The following is a 14,813-nucleotide window of genomic DNA, read 5'->3' as shown; positions in this document are numbered from 1 at the left end:
TCGCCCGATTGGCCGGGGACGGACGCAACCCCGGCGCACTGTCGCGCCCGCACGCCTAGTGTGGACTGCGGATCCGCCGCACAGTTGCTGCGACCGGAAGGGACGACTCGCGATGACCGAGAGCGCACGCCGGAACCGGCCCGACACCCCGGACATCGAAACCCCGGGCATCCAGCCCCCGGGCGCGAGCACACCGCACGCCACACGTGCCGGAGCACGCCCCCGTACCGGAGAGCTCGGCGATCCGGCCACCCGAGGCCGGACCACCATCGCCGACGGGGTCGTGGAGAAGATCGCGGGACTCGCCGCGCGCGAGGTGATCGGCGTCCACGCCCTGGGCACCGGCTTCGCCCGCACGCTCGGCGCGGTACGGGAGCGGGTGCCGGGCGGTGCCCGCGCAGCCGCCTGCCGCGGCGTCAAGGCGGAGGTCGGCGAGGTGCAGACCGCGCTCGACATCGACATCGTCGTGGACTACGGGGTCGCCATCCACGAGGTCGCCCGCGCCGTACGGGAGAACGTCATCGACGCGGTCGAGCGGATGACGGGACTCGACGTCGTCGAGGTCAACATCGCCGTCGACGACGTGAAGCTCCCCGACGAGGAGGACGAAGAGCCCGAGCCGGCTTCGGGCGGGCTCCAGTGAGGAGCGGACGATGAGCATGGCCGTCGTAGGCGTGATCGTCGGAATGGCGCTCGGCTTCGCCGGGTACTTCGGAGGCTTCGAGGCCTTCCTGCTGGTGGCGGCGCTCGGCGCGGTCGGCTTCGTGGTGGGGCGGTTCCTCGAGGGCGACCTGGAGCCCGGGGACTTCTTCCGCACGCGGGCCGTCCGCACACGGGACTTCCGCAGGGGCGACCGCGACAAGCGGCGATGAGCACCCTTCCGTCCGAGGCGGCCCCGCCGCCGGCGGACCGCGGGGCCACGCGGATCGCCGACCGGGTCGTGTCGAAGATCGCCTCCCAGGCCGCGCGCGAAGCGCTCGGCGCCGCGCCGCAGGCCGAGTGGGTGCCGGACGACAGCGTCCCGCACGCCTCAGTGGTGGTGCGGCAGGCCGCACCCGCCGCAGGCATGCGCGGGCAGGCCCGGGTTCGGCTCTCCGTCGAAATCGGGTACCCGGCCGACATCGCCGCGGTCTGCGCGAAGGTGCGCCGCCATGTCGTGGCGACGGTGCACGCGTTGACGGGGATGGAGGTCCCGGAGGTCACCGTGGAAGTCGAACGGCTCCATTCCGAGGCGACCGGGCGAGCGGTCAGGGGGCGGGTGACATGACGGGCCCCGGCAGCGACCGCCGTTTCTGGTCGGAGCGCCGCGTGCCGGCTGCAATCACCGCGCTGCTCGTACTCGTCGTCGCCGGTGCGCTGTTGTACGACGTCTCCGCGGTGCGCGCGGGCCGCCCCGCCGCGCAGTGGCGCAGGCGCCTCGCCGCCGAACTGGCCACCCGGCCGTTGCAGGACCACTGGGTGATCCTCGGCGCCGCGGTCGCCTCGCTCGTCGGTGTGTGGCTGCTCGTCCTCGCGCTGACCCCGGGGCTGCGTGCCGTGCTGCGGATGCGGACGCATGCATCCCCCTGCCTACGGCAGGAGGTACCCCCTGCGGTACGCGCCGGGGTGGACCGGATCGCGGCGGCGCTGCTGCTGCGCGACCGTGCCACCGAGGTGCCGGGGGTGCGATGGGTGCGGGTCTCCGTGAGCCGCCGCCGCATCCAGGTACGGGCCGATGCGCACTTCCGTGAACTGGACGACGTACGACGGGATCTGGACGCGGTTCTCGAAGAGGCGGTGCACGACCTCGCCCTCGCCAGGCCGTTGACGCTGTCGCTGCAGGTGCGCAGGGCCGGAAGGGGGTGAGCGGGCGGTGGTGGCGGTGCGTGGCGTGGTCAACCGGGTGCTGCTCGGGGTCGTCGGACTGATCCTGCTCGCCGTCGGGGGCGCGGTGCTGGTCGGCGGGCTCGACCTCCCCCGTCGCTTGGGGTTCACGCTGCCGTCGTGGTGGCCGTACGCGGGCCGGCACGACGTGCTGCTCGGCGCGCACGCCCGCACCCGCTACCGCGGACAGGGCTGGTGGTGGCCGATGGTCATCGGCGTACTCGCACTCCTGGTGGCCGTCGCGCTGTGGTGGCTTCTCTCCCAGCTGCACGACCGACGCCTCGGCCAGGTCGTCGTCGACAGCGGTGACGACGGGAGGGCGCTGGTGCGTGGCCGCGCCCTGGAGCAGGCGATCGCGGCCGACGCGGAGTTCCTCGACGGCGTGGGGCGGGCCGGAGTCCTGCTCACCCGCCGGCGCGCCGCCCCCGCCGCGCTGATGCAGGTCGTACTCGAAGCGGGCGCCGCCCCGCAGGCCGTCGTGCGCGGGCTCGACGAGCGGGTGCTCGACGCGGCCCGCCGCTCGGCGGGGCTTGCCGCGCTGCCCGCCGAGGTACGGCTGCGCGCCGAGCGCCACCGCGCCCGCCGCGTCGAGTAGCCGGACGGTCAGAAGCTGTGCCGGTGACCGCCGTCGACCGGCAGCATGATGCCGGTCAGATAGGAGGCGGCGGGGGAGAGCACGAAGGCGGCGACCCTGCCGAACTCCTCCGGCGTGCCGTAGCGGCGCAGGGGGATCGCTGCACAGCTGCGTGCGCGGGCGCCCTCCGGGTCCCCGCCGAGCGCGTCGAGCCGGCGCGCCCGGTCGGTGTCGATACGGGCGGGGAGGAGCCCCACCACCCGGATGCCCCGCGGCCCGAGCTCGTTGGCGAGGGTCTTGGCGACGCCCGCGAGCCCCGGCCGCAGGCCGTTGGAGACCGACAGGCCCGGAATCGGCTCGTGCACGGAGCCGGAGAGCACAAAGCCGATCACGCCTCCGTCGCCGAGCTCACCGCCCGCCGTGCGGGCCAGCCGCACCCCACCCAGGAAGACGGACTCGAACGCCTCGCGCCACTGATCGTCGGTGATCGCAGCGACCGGACCCGCGGGCGGCCCGCCCACGCTGATCAGCACCCCGTCGAAGCCGCCGAACCGCTCGCGCGCGGCGCCGATCAGCCGCTCGGCGGCGTCCGCGTCCGCGTTGTCCGCGACGACGCCGAACGCCAACTCTCCGCCGCCGAGCGCCTCGACGGCCGCCGCCACCGAGTCGTCCTTGCGGCCGCTGATCACCACCTTCGCGCCCTCGGCCACGAGCTCGCGCGCCGCGGCATGCCCCAGGCCGCGCGTTCCGCCGGTGACGACGTAGACCCTGTCCTTCAGTCCGAGATCCATGGGCTCATCCTGCCTCAGCTGCCGGAGGCCTCGGCGCACCGGCCCAGCGTCATCGCCGTGTTGACCAGGCCGATGTGGCTGAACGCCTGCGGGAAGTTGCCGAGCTGGCGGCCGGTCACCGGGTCCCACTCCTCGGCGAGCAGCCCGACGTCGTTGCGCAGCGACAGCAGCTGCTCGAACAGCTCGCGCGCCTCCTTCTGCCGGCCGGTCGCGCTCAGTGCGTCGGCGAGCCAGAACGAGCAGGCGAGGAAGGCACCCTCGGAGCCCGGCAGACCGTCGACCGATGAGCTCTGCGAATCGTCGATCGTGTAGCGGCGTACAAAGCCGCCGTGGTTCAGCTCGTCACGGATCGCGTCGACGGTGCCGATCACCCGCGGATCGGTGGCCGGCAGGAAGCCGACCTGCGGAATGAGCAGGGTCGCCGCATCCAGCTCCTTGGAGCCGAAGTACTGGGTGAAGGTGTTGCGTTCCTTGTCGTACCCGCGCTCGCACACCTCGCGGTGCACCTCGTCGCGCATCCGCCGCCAGCGGTCGACGTCGCCGCGCAGTTCCGGGTTGGCCTCGACCGTCCGTACCGCCCGGTCCGCCGCGACCCACGCCATCACCTTGGAGTGCACGAAATGACGCCGGGGCCCCCGCACCTCCCACAGTCCCTCGTCGGGCTCCTGCCACGTCGACTCGAGGAAGTCCATCAGCGCACGCTGCACGCTCCATGCATGCTTCTTCTGCGGCATCCCGTACTCGCGGGAGAGGAACAGCGAGTCCATGACCTCGCCGTAGACGTCAAGCTGGAGCTGGCGCACCGCGGCGTTCCCGATGCGCACCGGCGAGGAGCCCTCGTACCCCGGCAGCCAGTCCACCTCGGCCTCCGGCAGCCGCCGCTCCCCGGCGATCCCGTACATGATCTGCAGATCCGCCGGGTCACCGGCCACCGCGCGCAGCAGCCAGTCGCGCCACTCGGCGGCCTCCTTGCGGAAGCCGCTCTCGACCAGCGCGTTCAGGGTGAGCGTGGAGTCGCGCAGCCAGCAGTAGCGGTAGTCCCAGTTGCGCACCCCGCCGATCTCCTCGGGGAGCGAGGTGGTGGCCGCGGCCACAATCCCGCCGCTCGGCTTGTAGGTGAGCGCCTTGAGCGTGATCAGTGAACGCAGCACCGCCTCACGGTAGGGGCCCTCGTAGCAGAACTGGGCGGACCAGCGCTCCCAGCCCTCGATGCTTTCCCGAAGCGCCTTGTAGGGGTCGACCAGCTTGGGGCGGGATTCGTAGGACGGATGCCAGGTCAGCACGAAGGCGACCTGCTCGCCCGCGGAGACGGTGAACTCCGAGTGGGTGCAGTAGTCCTTGCCGTAGGTGTGCACCTCGGGCTCGCTGCGCAGCCACACCGCGTCGGGCCCGGCTATCGCGACCCGGGTGCCGTCGGTGCGGCGCACCCAGGGGACGATGCTGCCGTAGTCGAAACGCAGCCGCAGCCTGCTGTGCATCTCGACCCGGCCGGAGATGCCCTCGACGATGCGGACCACGTCGGGCGCCTTGTCGCGCTGCGGCATGAAGTCGATCACCTTGACGGCGCCGGAGGCCGTCTCCCACACCGACTCCAGGACGAGGGTGTCGCCACGGTACGAGCGGCGGGCGGTGTTCCCCATGCCCGAAGGGCCAGGGGCATCGCCCGCGCCGGCGGGGGCGATGCGCCAGTGGCCGTTGTCCTTGGTACCGAGCAGGGCGGCGAAGCACGCGGGTGAGTCGAACCGGGGGAGGCAGAGCCAGTCGATGGAACCGTCCCTGCCGACGAGTGCGGCGCTTTGCAGATCGCCTATGAGCGCGTAGTCCTCGATGCGTCCTGCCACAGTGCCGCCTTCCTCGAACGAGCTGTCGTCACGTCGTGCCGGTGGTGCCGGTGTGCCGGGGCGCGCGAGGGGACGTTACTCCGCGAGGGAGGCCTCCGCGGGGACCGAGGGCTTCTCGTCCTGCCCCTGGCCCGGCTGCGCCGTCGCCTTCGCCCGCTGGGCGCGCCGGTCCTTGAGCTCCCGTCGTACCAGGATGGCCCATCCGACCGGGACCATGGCAACGAACAGCCACCATTGCCAGGCGTACGCCAGGTGCGGGGGGCTGTAGCCGCCGTTGCTCTGGCCCGGCGTGGGGGCGGGGACGGGCTGGGGCTGGCTGCCGGTCGGCCTGGGAGAGGTACCGGTGAGCTCGACGTAGCCTCCGAGCACCTGCTCGGGCAGCTGGCTCGCCAGCTTGCCGCTGTTGATCAGCATGATCATGTGCGGCGGCAGGCCCGGCCGGTCGACGATGCCGGTGCTCGCGGTCGTCTCGTCGGGGCGGATGCGGCCGGTGATCGAGACCTGGCCGGAGGGGGTGGGCGGCAGCACGGGGAACTGGGCGTCGTTTCCGGATTGCGGCGCCGGGATCCAGCCGCGATTGACCAGGACCGCCCTGCCGTCGGTCATCACCAGCGGCGTGACCAGGTAGTAGCCGATGGTGGAGTCGTCGGCCGAGGTACGGTGGCGCACCACAACCTGGTGCGCGGTGTCGTAGTGGCCGGTGGCCGTCACGGTCCGGAAGTTGTCGTGGGACGGCACGCGGGCGCCCGGCGCAGTCAGCTTCTCCACCGGGACGGCGGGTGCGGCCAGGCTCGCACTGATCACTGCGTTGGTCGCGTTCTCTTGCTCATGGCGGTGCATCTGCCAGATGCCCAGCTCCACCATGACGGGCATCAGGATCAGGGCGATGAGGGTGAGGATCACCCATTGCCTGGACAGCAGGAAGCGGTACACCCCACGACGGTACAACCCGCTCCCGCACGGGCTGCCGCTAGGGGGTGCCTGTCACAACGACGCGGCGGTCTCGACGTGGTCGACGATGCCGGTCGCTCCCTCGGCCTTCGCGCAGTGCGCGCAGCAGTACATGCGGCCGTCCGCCTCGACGCCGTGTCCGACGATCTGCACGCGGCAGTGCTCACAGATGGGAGCCATGCGGTGGATCGCGCACTCGAAGCAGTCGAAGGTGTGGCGGGCGCCTTGGGCTTCCACAGTGAAAGCCATGTTGTAGTCGTTTCCGCAGACCTCACATCGTGCCATGCAACCCAGCCTGCGCTGCCGTGGGCGCCCCGGCAAGCGGGTGCGGCACGCGTCGCGACCACTCCGCTCGTACGGCCTATTCCTGCGGCCTAATCCCGTCCCGTCCACTCCTGCCCCGCGGGCTGCCCACAGATCAGCGAGGGGGCGGGCACGACCCCGTCCAGGAGCTCGCGGAACCGCCGCTCGTCCACGATGGGCGTGCCGAAGCGGTGCGCGTTGACGACCTTGCCGGTCCGCGAGAGTGCGTCGTTGGTGACCAGCAGACTGGTCAGACGCGACACGGCCGATGCGACGTGCAGCCCGGCCTCGGTCGCCCGGTCCTCGAGCAGTTCGCGGTCGACCGTGGTGTCGCCCGAGAAGGCCACCCGCATGCCCTGCACCAGCGGGCCGCCCGGCTCCAGCCGCCCGGGGTTGGGGTACGGGCACGGCGGTCGCTTGCGCGAGGGACGCCAGCTTCGCGGTGCGTAGCCGGCCGAGCGCAGCGGGCCGCCGGCCGGTGACCACTCGGTGAGCGGACGGCAGGTGTGCAGCGGCAGCCGCAGCCCTGCCGTGGCGGCCATGTGCAGGCTGGGGCGGAACGCCTCGGCGAGGACGCGCGCATCGTCGAGGGCGTGGTGGGCACGTTGCTGGACGACGCCGTAGTGCGCGGCGAGCGACTCCAACTTGTGGTTGGGCAGCGGCAGCCGCAGCTCCTTGGACAGGAGAATGGTGCACAACCGCTGCTCCACCGGCGGGCGGTGGTCGGCGCGGGCGTACTCGCGGGCGATCATCGACCAGTCGAAGACCGCGTTGTGCGCCACGAGCACGCGTCCGGCGAGGCGTTCGGCGAGCTCGTCGGCGATCTCCGCGAACAGCGGCGCGTCCGCGAGCTGTTCGCTGGTCAGACCGTGGATCCACACCGGTCCTGGGTCGCGCTGAGGGTTGACGGGCGAGTACCAGTGGTCCTCGACGTCGCCACGGGCGTCCAGCCGGTAGACCGCCGCCGACACTATCCGGTCGTCGCGGCCGAGGCCGGTGGTCTCCACGTCCACCACCGCATAGCCGTCCGGGTAGGCGGCGGGCCACGGAAAGGCGGGCTCGGTCGGCGCGGTGGTGAGGTCCTCCAGCATGGTCCATGAGGATACGGGCCGCCACTGACAGGTCCGTACGTGCACGTGTCTTTACCTCTCACGCGAAGAATGTGACGGTGCATCAGAAAGTTGCAGCGGACCGATGCGGGGGACAGGCGCGGAAGAGGGGAGCCACGGCATGGTGCGAGTGAGGTACGGCCCGCGGAGCGATGTGGAGCGGGAGGCGGCGAGAGGCGGTGCGGCGTCGCTCGCGGACATCTGGTCGACGGGCGTGGTCGCGATCTGGGAGACCGAACCGGAGCTGCTGGCGCAGGTCCTGCCACCGCCGCTGAAACCGGGCGAGAGGCCGCTGGTGCGGGCGAACATCAGCCGTGTCGACCTGTTCGGCCACACGCTCGGCGCGGGATCCGTGGCGGTCGCCGCCCGGCACGGCGCCGTCGACGGGTGGTATCCGCTGGTCATGCCGATGACCACGGAACGCGCGCTGACGGGCGGGCGCGAGGTGTTCGGCGAACCGAAGAAGCTCGGGGAGGTCACGGTCGAACGGGACGGCGACGTGGTCACGGCCAGGCTCGCACGGCACGGCATCGCATTCGTCGAGATCGACGGGGCGGTCGGCGGGCCGCTTCCGCTGCCCGAGGAGAGCGAGAAGACCGATTTCTACTACAAGTTCCTGCCCGCGGTGGACGGCAACGGCCTCGACGGCGAACCGCTGCTCGTCCACTGCACGCGCCGCGAGCGCGTGCGCAGGCTGGAGCCGGTGACCGGGCGCGTCGTCCTGCGCGAGTCCGCCTACGATCCGGTCGCCGACCTCGCCGTGCGCCGCCTCGTCGGGATCACCATCGGGGAGAAGACCGGCGACCAGTCCGGTCGTGTCGCCGAACGAGTGAGTGCGCAGGCGCTGCTGCCGTACATCCACCAGCGTTACGACGACCCGGCGCAGATCCTCGATGCGCCCGTGAAGGAGCCGTGATGGAGCTTCGGGCAGGACAGGTGGCGGTGGTCACCGGAGCGGGAAGCGGCATAGGGCGCGCCATGGCGGAACGGTTCGCCGCCGAAGGGCTGCGGGTCGTACTCGCCGACATCGAGGAGCCGGCGCTCGACAAGACCGCCGCCGGACTGCGCGAACGCGGCGCCCGCGCGCTGGCGGTGGCGACCGACGTGAGCGAACGCTCCTCGGTCGACGCGCTCGCGCGCGCCGCCTACGAGGCCTTCGGCGCTGTTCACGTCCTGTGCAACAACGCCGGTGTGGGCTCGGGCGCCGAAGGCCGGATGTGGGAGCACGACCCGCAGGACTGGCAATGGGCCTTCGCCGTCAACGTCTGGGGCGTCTTCCACGGCATCCAGGCGTTCCTGCCGAGGATGCTGGACGGCGGCGAACCGGGTCATGTGGTCAACACCTCATCGGGCGACGGCGGGATCGCGCCGTTGCCGACCGCGTCCGTGTACGCCGTCACCAAGTCGGCCGTCGTCACCATCACCGAGTCGCTCTACGCGCATCTGAAGGCGGAAGGCGCGCGTGTGGGCGCCTCAGTCCTCTTCCCCGGGCCCCACATGCTGCGCACCGGTCTGTGGGACTCGCACCGCAACCGCCAGCACAAGTACGCCAAGTCCCGTCCCCGCCGCACCCCCTACCGCACGCTCGCACAGTGGGAGGCGGCGATGCGGGACGCCGGCCACGAGGTGCGCTTCACCCCGGCCGAGGACGTCGCGGAGCTGGTGGTCGGCGGCATCAGGGAAGACCGCTTCTGGATGCTGCCGCCGAGCGAGCACAGCGACGCGCAGATCAGGGCGCGATCGCAATCGATGCTCGACCGATCGAATCCGGACTATCTCGAACGATTCATTCTCGACCAATGACCCGATGACGACTGGACCACTGGATGATTGGGGGCAGGTATGCCGGATATGCCGGAGCCGTATCTGATCGTCTCCTCCGACTGCCATGCCGGTCCGCCGACCGAACAGTACCGGCCCTACCTGGAGAGCAGGTTCCACCGCGAGTTCGACGACTTCCTCTCCGAACGTGATGCCCGGCGCGAGGCGATGACCCGGCTCGGCGTCCGCAACGAGGCCTTCGCGGCGCGGTGGTTCGCCGACAACGAGGAGGGACTGCGCGGGGGCTGGGACAGCGCACAACGTGACAAGGAACTCGACGGCGACGGAGTCGCCGCGGAAGTGATCTTCCCTGACGCGGACGCCGTCGACAGCGGAACCGCCGCGCCCTTCGGCGTCGGCCTCGGCCTGAGCGGCGACCAGGACCCGGAGCTGGGCATGGCGGGGGCACGCGCTCACAACCGCTGGCTCGCCGAATTCTGTGCCCGTGAGCCCCAACGCCGCTGTGGGGTCGCGCTGCTGCCGGTCACGGGGGACGTGGCGGAGGTCGTCGCCGAGATCAGGCGGGCGAAGGAGACGGGACTCGGCGCGCTGATGATCCCCGCGATGTGGGACGACAAGGCCCCCTACCACGATCGTCGTTACGACCCGGTGTGGGCGGAGGCCGAGGCGCTGCGGATGCCCGTCGTCACCCATTCGGGAGCGGCACCGCGCCATGAGTACGGCGACCACTTGGGCATCTACGTCAGCGAGGTCACCTGGTGGCCGGCCCGTCCGCTGTGGTTCCTGCTGTGGTCCGGGGTCTTCGAACGCTTCCCCGGGCTGCGCTTCGGCGTCGCCGAATCGGGCTGCTGGTGGCTGCCGAACCTGCTGTGGTTCATGGACCGGCTCTACCTGGGCGCGCACGGCGGCAAGAAGCTCTCCCCGTTCGCCGAGCTGACGCAGCCACCCAGCGCCTACCTCGACCGCAACGTCTTCATCTGCGCCACCAACACCAAACGCCGTGAGCTGGCCCAGCGCTACGAGATCGGCATCGACAACATCCTGTGGGGCAGCGACTTCCCGCACCCGGAGGGCACCTGGCCGAGGACCCGCGAGTGGCTGCGCGACACCTTCCACGACATCCCGGTGTCAGAGGCGAGGCGCATGCTGGGTCTTGCGGCACTCGACGTCTTCGGGTTCGACGCCGATGCGTTGCGGCCGGTTGCGGCCCGGATCGGGCCACGGCCGCAGGAGTTGGGCCAGCCGGAGGACCAGAGCGCGGTCGAGGCGTCGTGGGCACGAGCCCGCGAGACAGGCCGCCACTGGTTGACGGGGCACGACTTTCCGTACGTGGGGAGGGAGACGGCAACGTGAACGACCGCTATACGGTGATCTCGGCGGACTGCCACGCCGGCGCCGATCTGCTGGACTACCGGCCGTATCTGGAGTCCAGGCACCATGAGGCCTTCGACGCGTGGGCGGCCACGTACGTCAATCCGTTCGAGGACCTGATGGCGCCGGAAGCCGACCGCAACTGGGACTCCGACCGGCGGATCGCCGAGCTGGAGGCCGACGGCATCGTCGCCGAGGTCGTCTTCCCCAACACCGTCCCGCCGTTCTTTCCCAGCGGCTCGCTCACCGCCCCCGCTCCGACGGCTGAGGAATTCGAGCTGCGCTGGGCCGGGCTGCGCGCCCACAACCGCTGGCTTGCCGACTTCTGTGCCCAGGCGCCGGGCCGCCGCGCGGGCGTCGCGCAGATCCTTCTGGGCGACGTGGACGAGGCGGTACGGGAGGTGAGATGGGCCAAGTCGGCCGGGCTGCACGGGGGAGTGACGCTTCCCGGCGCACCCCCCGGCTCGGGCCTGCCGGAGCTGCACTCGCGCGTCTACGACCCGCTGTGGGCGGTGTGCGAAGAGCTGGAGGTGCCTGTCAACCACCATGCGGGCACCGCGTCGCCGCCGCTCGGTGACGATCCGGCGTCCCGCGCCGTGTTCATGGTGGAGACGACCTGGTTCTCGCACCGGGCGCTGTGGCACCTGCTCTTCGGGGGCGCCTTCCACCGCCATCCACGGCTGCGGCTCGTCCTCACCGAGCAGGGATCGGGGTGGATCCCCGGCGTGCTCGACATGCTGGAGTACTACCACGGGCGGCTGGTGCGGGCGGCTCCCGGCACAGCGGGGACGCTGACCGCCGAGGCGAAGTTCGGAGCGGGGCTCGCCGAGACGATGGGGCGCGGGCCGAAGGAGGTGTGGCAGGAGAACTGCTTCGTCGGCGCGAGCTTCATGCGCCCGCACGAGGCGCCGCTGCGTCACCGCATCGGCCTGGACAAGATCATGTGGGGGAGCGACTACCCGCACGACGAAGGCACTTACCCGTACACCAGGGAAGGGCTGCGGGCTGCGTACGCCGGTCTGCCGCCCGGGGAGGTCGCGGCGATGGTCGGCGGCAACGCGGCGCGCGTCTACGGATTCGACCTCGACCTGCTCGACCCGATAGCCGCAAGGGTCGGGCCCACGGCCGAGGAGATATCCGAGCCGCTCCAAGAGCCGCCTCGGGACGCGACGAGTCCCGCCTTCGCGGTGGGCGGAGCGCCGCGCGTCTGGTGACGTGCGGCGACGCACCGGCAGGCGTAGCGTCTGGTGACGTACATCTGATCCACGGCTCACCGATCATCCGATGACCCTCATGCGCGCCACCGTCATCCACGCCCCGTAGTGGTCGGTGACGGTGCGGTCGGCCTGTGCGGGATCCTGGCGGCGCACCGGCTCGGCGCGGATCGCATCATCGCCCTCGGCCGGCACCAGGCCCGTACCGACATCGCGCGCAGGTTCGGCGCCACCGAGGTCGTCGCGGAGCGCGGTGACGCCGCCGTCGAGGCGGTGCGCGCAATGACGCGCGGGCAGGGCGCGCACGCCGTCATCGAGGCGGTCGGCACCGAGCAGTCGATGCGCACCGCGGTGAACATCGTGCGGGACAGCGCGATCGGCTGCGCCGGTGTCCCGCACGGCAGCAGCACCGGGCTCGACCTCGGGGTGATGTTCGGCCGCAACATCGCGCTGCGCGGCGGGATCGCACCCGTGCGCACCTACATCCCCGAGCTGCTGCGCGACGTACTCGGCGGTGCCATCGACCCGTCACCCGTCTTCGACCTGGAGGTCCCCTGGAGGGCGTGCCCGTCGGCTACCGCGCGATGGACGAGCGCACCGCGTTGAAGGTGCTGGTCACGCCCTGACCCGCTAGGCGCCGCGCAGCCCCTCGATGCTCAGTGGCGGTATCGGCACCCGCGGCCCGAACCACACGCCGGCGGGCGGACGCCAGGAGGCGCGGGCGGCGGCCGGGGGTGTCACGGGCACCGCAAGCTGCACGCTGCCGTACGGCCGCTTGCCGGACGCTGGGGGCGGAGAGGGCGGCGGGGGGCTCACGCCCTGTAGAACGAACCGGGGCGGGCGCGGTGTCGGCCCACGCTTTAAACAAATTGTTGCAAGGGGCAGGTCATCGCGTACTCTGCGGCAGAGTGCGGATACGGATGCGGGCGTTGCCCGCGCACCGGCTCCGGTGGGAATGTCGGACCCGCGATCTACGCTGGAGCAAGATGCAAAGGGCGCGTCCCGCGCCCCCGAGGGGAGGCGCGCAACCCGTGCTGATCGACACCTACGGGCGGATCGCCACCGATCTGCGGGTCTCGCTGACCGACCGGTGCAATTTGCGGTGCACGTACTGCATGCCCGAGGAGGGTCTGCAGTGGCTCGCGAAGCCCGATCTGCTCACGGACGACGAAATCGTGCGGCTCGTCCGGATCGCGGTCACCACCCTGGGCGTCACCGAGGTGCGATTCACCGGCGGCGAGCCGTTGCTGCGTCCCGGCCTCGTTTCCATCGTCGGGCGCTGCGCAGCTCTGGAACCCCGCCCCAGGCTCTCGCTGACCACCAACGGCATAGGCCTGGCCCGCATCGCGGCGTCGCTGCGCGACGCCGGGCTCGACCGGGTCAATGTCTCCCTCGACACCCTGCGCCCCGACGTCTTCCAGACCCTCTCCCGCCGCAAGCGGCACACGGATGTCATCGAGGGTCTGCACGCAGCCCGTGATGCCGGCCTCACCCCGGTCAAGATCAATTCCGTGCTGATGCGCGGCATCAACGACGACGAGGCCCCCGAACTGCTCGCCTGGGCCCTGGAACACGCCTACCAGCTGCGCTTCATCGAGCAGATGCCGCTCGATGCCCAGCACGGCTGGCAGCGGAAGAACATGGTGACCGCCGAGGAGATCCTCACCAAGCTCTCCACCCGCTTCACCCTCACCCCCGAGGAGTCCTCCGCGCGCGGCTCGGCGCCCGCCGAGCGCTGGCTCGTCGATGGCGGCCCGGCCACGGTGGGAGTGATCGCCTCCGTCACCCGGCCTTTCTGCCGCGCATGCGACCGCACCCGGCTCACCGCCGACGGGCAGGTGCGCAACTGCCTGTTCGCCCGCGAGGAGTCCGACCTGCGCACGGCGCTGCGCGCCGGCGCGGCGGACGCCGAGATCGCCGCACTGTGGCGCGCCGCGATGTGGGGCAAGAAGGCGGGCTCCGGCCTCGACGACCCCTCGTTCCTGCAACCGCAGCGCCCGATGTCCGCCATCGGCGGCTGACCGGGCGGCCGCGCCTCCATCACGTCCCGGTCACTCGCCGGTGTCGCGGGACTCCCAGTCCTGCAGCGTCACCACGTCCTTGAGGAAGCCGCGCACCCCGAGGAACTTCGACAGGTACTCGCGGTGCTCGTCGCAGGCCAGCCACGTCTTGCGCCGCTCAGGGGCGTGGATCTTCGGGTTGTTCCACGCCAGGACCCACTCCGCGGCCGCCTGACAGCCCTTGGCCGAGCAGATCGGCTTCCCGTCCGCGGTGTTCTTCGCGGACTCGGCGTGCTGCATGGATCGAAACCTTCACTCGGGAAAAAAAGAACGACGCCGGGCAGCCACGGGGGGAGCCGCCCGACGTCGGTCCGTCGCTCCGACGGGGGATGCGGAGCGCCTACGCAGTATGTCACGCACACGCCCCGCCGGTGCAGCGGAACGGCGGTATTGATCTGAGCATTTCTTGAGCTTTCACAAACTGCTCAGCTCAGCCCACTCCGTCGCGCTTCGCCTCCTTGGTGCGTTCCGGACCTGGCTGCGCTGAGCTCTGCCGTTCTTCGCCAGGTGCCTCCGGTGCATCGGGCCCCCGGTTCAGCACCGGGCGCGCCGGCGGAGGAACGAACGTGGACGGCAGATCCGTGGCGTTCTCCCGCCCCGCATTGGCGATCACCACAGCGATATACGGCAACACCCCGCCGAGGACCAGCGCGATGACGGCGAGAACGATCTGGACATGCCACAGCGCGATGGCGAGCAGGAAGCAGACCGTGCGGACCGACATCGAGATGACATACCTGCGCTGCCGACCGCGAACATCCTCGCTCAGCCCCGAACGGGCTCCGGTGATCCGGAAGACCTCCGTACCGCCGTGCTTCCGCGTCACGTCCCACCACCCGATCCACCTGCCGGTACCAACCCTGGCCCGGCACTTTCCACGCTACGCCGCAGGTGCGCAGCATTGGAGACCGGGTGCTGTCCCCGGCGTGCCGTCTGCGCTACGCCCGATGACGT

At 71.2% G+C, this 14,813-nt stretch carries 17 protein-coding genes and 1 pseudogene; 11 read left to right on the top strand and 7 right to left on the bottom strand.

The annotated features are described in order from the left end of the window. Positions 1 to 112: 112 nt before the first annotated feature. Genes NGB36_RS23110 through amaP form a run of 5 tightly spaced genes read left to right on the top strand, consistent with a single transcriptional unit; the run spans position 113 to position 2,458 of the window. On the top strand, positions 113 to 643 hold the full coding sequence (locus NGB36_RS23110; RefSeq protein WP_255922345.1) for an Asp23/Gls24 family envelope stress response protein: 531 nt from the start codon (positions 113 to 115) through the stop codon (positions 641 to 643). Between the two features lie 10 nt (positions 644 to 653). Continuing rightward, entirely contained in the window at positions 654 to 872 is a 219-nt protein-coding gene (locus NGB36_RS23105; protein WP_255922344.1) for a hypothetical protein, read from the top strand. Next, positions 869 to 1,267, top strand: coding sequence for an Asp23/Gls24 family envelope stress response protein (locus NGB36_RS23100; RefSeq protein ID WP_255922343.1), 399 nt, complete (start codon positions 869 to 871; stop codon positions 1,265 to 1,267). Before NGB36_RS23105 ends, NGB36_RS23100 begins: the two co-directional genes overlap by 4 nt. A 41-nt stretch (positions 1,268 to 1,308) precedes the next feature. After that, positions 1,309 to 1,845, top strand: a complete 537-nt coding sequence (locus NGB36_RS23095; protein ID WP_372509508.1) for a DUF6286 domain-containing protein — start codon at positions 1,309 to 1,311, stop codon at positions 1,843 to 1,845. Between the two features lie 7 nt (positions 1,846 to 1,852). Beyond that, entirely contained in the window at positions 1,853 to 2,458 is a 606-nt protein-coding gene (gene amaP, locus NGB36_RS23090) for an alkaline shock response membrane anchor protein AmaP (protein WP_255922342.1), read from the top strand. An 8-nt stretch (positions 2,459 to 2,466) separates the two neighbouring features. Here amaP and NGB36_RS23085 read toward each other — a convergent pair whose 3' ends face one another. From NGB36_RS23085 to NGB36_RS23065, 5 genes are all read right to left on the bottom strand, one after another. Further along, positions 2,467 to 3,228: an SDR family oxidoreductase gene (locus NGB36_RS23085; RefSeq protein ID WP_255922341.1), complete on the bottom strand. Its 762-nt coding sequence runs from the start codon at positions 3,226 to 3,228 to the stop codon at positions 2,467 to 2,469. A gap of 14 nt (positions 3,229 to 3,242) precedes the next feature. After that, on the bottom strand, positions 3,243 to 5,069 hold the full coding sequence (locus NGB36_RS23080; protein ID WP_255922340.1) for a glycoside hydrolase family 15 protein: 1,827 nt from the start codon (positions 5,067 to 5,069) through the stop codon (positions 3,243 to 3,245). A gap of 75 nt (positions 5,070 to 5,144) precedes the next feature. Then, complete coding sequence (locus NGB36_RS23075; RefSeq protein WP_255922339.1) at positions 5,145 to 6,002, bottom strand: SURF1 family cytochrome oxidase biogenesis protein; 858 nt, start codon at positions 6,000 to 6,002, stop codon at positions 5,145 to 5,147. Positions 6,003 to 6,053: 51 nt separating this feature from the next. Continuing rightward, positions 6,054 to 6,305: a metallothionein gene (locus NGB36_RS23070; protein WP_255922338.1), complete on the bottom strand. Its 252-nt coding sequence runs from the start codon at positions 6,303 to 6,305 to the stop codon at positions 6,054 to 6,056. 89 nt (positions 6,306 to 6,394) lie between these two features. Further along, a complete protein-coding gene (locus NGB36_RS23065; protein ID WP_255922337.1) occupies positions 6,395 to 7,414 on the bottom strand; it encodes a DEDDh family exonuclease in 1,020 nt (339 codons plus the stop codon). A 139-nt stretch (positions 7,415 to 7,553) separates the two neighbouring features. Here NGB36_RS23065 and NGB36_RS23060 point away from each other — a divergent pair, with 139 nt between their 5' ends. From NGB36_RS23060 to moaA, 6 genes and pseudogenes are all read left to right on the top strand, one after another. Further along, positions 7,554 to 8,348 carry an acetoacetate decarboxylase family protein gene (locus NGB36_RS23060; RefSeq protein WP_255922336.1) on the top strand — a complete coding sequence of 265 codons (795 nt, stop codon included), beginning with the start codon at positions 7,554 to 7,556 and terminating at the stop codon, positions 8,346 to 8,348. Next, positions 8,348 to 9,235: an SDR family NAD(P)-dependent oxidoreductase gene (locus NGB36_RS23055; protein ID WP_255922335.1), complete on the top strand. Its 888-nt coding sequence runs from the start codon at positions 8,348 to 8,350 to the stop codon at positions 9,233 to 9,235. The genes NGB36_RS23060 and NGB36_RS23055 overlap by 1 nt, the downstream gene beginning before the upstream one ends. A 39-nt stretch (positions 9,236 to 9,274) precedes the next feature. Then, positions 9,275 to 10,567 carry an amidohydrolase family protein gene (locus tag NGB36_RS23050; RefSeq protein ID WP_255922334.1) on the top strand — a complete coding sequence of 431 codons (1,293 nt, stop codon included), beginning with the start codon at positions 9,275 to 9,277 and terminating at the stop codon, positions 10,565 to 10,567. Beyond that, on the top strand, positions 10,564 to 11,799 hold the full coding sequence (locus NGB36_RS23045; RefSeq protein WP_255922332.1) for an amidohydrolase family protein: 1,236 nt from the start codon (positions 10,564 to 10,566) through the stop codon (positions 11,797 to 11,799). The genes NGB36_RS23050 and NGB36_RS23045 overlap by 4 nt, the downstream gene beginning before the upstream one ends. A gap of 108 nt (positions 11,800 to 11,907) precedes the next feature. Beyond that, positions 11,908 to 12,425, top strand: a pseudogene (locus NGB36_RS23040) (zinc-binding dehydrogenase); the annotation flags it as partial. A 405-nt stretch (positions 12,426 to 12,830) separates the two neighbouring features. After that, positions 12,831 to 13,820 carry a GTP 3',8-cyclase MoaA gene (gene moaA, locus NGB36_RS23035; RefSeq protein ID WP_255922331.1) on the top strand — a complete coding sequence of 330 codons (990 nt, stop codon included), beginning with the start codon at positions 12,831 to 12,833 and terminating at the stop codon, positions 13,818 to 13,820. Positions 13,821 to 13,850: 30 nt separating this feature from the next. Here moaA and NGB36_RS23030 read toward each other — a convergent pair whose 3' ends face one another. Next, positions 13,851 to 14,099, bottom strand: a complete 249-nt coding sequence (locus NGB36_RS23030) for a hypothetical protein (protein ID WP_255922330.1) — start codon at positions 14,097 to 14,099, stop codon at positions 13,851 to 13,853. A 190-nt stretch (positions 14,100 to 14,289) separates the two neighbouring features. Then, on the bottom strand, positions 14,290 to 14,685 hold the full coding sequence (locus NGB36_RS23025) for a DUF3099 domain-containing protein (protein WP_255922329.1): 396 nt from the start codon (positions 14,683 to 14,685) through the stop codon (positions 14,290 to 14,292). Between the last annotated feature and the right edge of the window lie 128 nt (positions 14,686 to 14,813).

The sequence above is a fragment of the Streptomyces humicola genome, assembly GCF_024436035.1.
Classification (GTDB): domain Bacteria; phylum Actinomycetota; class Actinomycetes; order Streptomycetales; family Streptomycetaceae; genus Streptantibioticus_B; species Streptantibioticus_B humicola.
The sequence above is the reverse complement of the archived record's forward strand: the minus strand, read 5'-3'. Positions and strand labels throughout refer to the sequence as shown.

Excerpts from the sequence above, each read along its gene's own strand:
- NGB36_RS23060 (WP_255922336.1), top strand. The coding sequence starts at position 7,554 with ATGGTGCGAGTGAGGTACGGCCCGCGGAGCGATGTGGAGCGGGAGGCG.
- NGB36_RS23050 (WP_255922334.1), top strand. The coding sequence starts at position 9,275 with ATGCCGGATATGCCGGAGCCGTATCTGATCGTCTCCTCCGACTGCCAT.
- NGB36_RS23070 (WP_255922338.1), bottom strand. The coding sequence starts at position 6,305 with ATGGCACGATGTGAGGTCTGCGGAAACGACTACAACATGGCTTTCACT.
- NGB36_RS23085 (WP_255922341.1), bottom strand. The coding sequence starts at position 3,228 with ATGGATCTCGGACTGAAGGACAGGGTCTACGTCGTCACCGGCGGAACG.
- NGB36_RS23110 (WP_255922345.1), top strand. The coding sequence starts at position 113 with ATGACCGAGAGCGCACGCCGGAACCGGCCCGACACCCCGGACATCGAA.
- NGB36_RS23030 (WP_255922330.1), bottom strand. The coding sequence starts at position 14,099 with ATGCAGCACGCCGAGTCCGCGAAGAACACCGCGGACGGGAAGCCGATC.
- NGB36_RS23100 (WP_255922343.1), top strand. The coding sequence starts at position 869 with ATGAGCACCCTTCCGTCCGAGGCGGCCCCGCCGCCGGCGGACCGCGGG.
- NGB36_RS23105 (WP_255922344.1), top strand. The coding sequence starts at position 654 with ATGAGCATGGCCGTCGTAGGCGTGATCGTCGGAATGGCGCTCGGCTTC.
- NGB36_RS23065 (WP_255922337.1), bottom strand. The coding sequence starts at position 7,414 with ATGCTGGAGGACCTCACCACCGCGCCGACCGAGCCCGCCTTTCCGTGG.
- NGB36_RS23055 (WP_255922335.1), top strand. The coding sequence starts at position 8,348 with ATGGAGCTTCGGGCAGGACAGGTGGCGGTGGTCACCGGAGCGGGAAGC.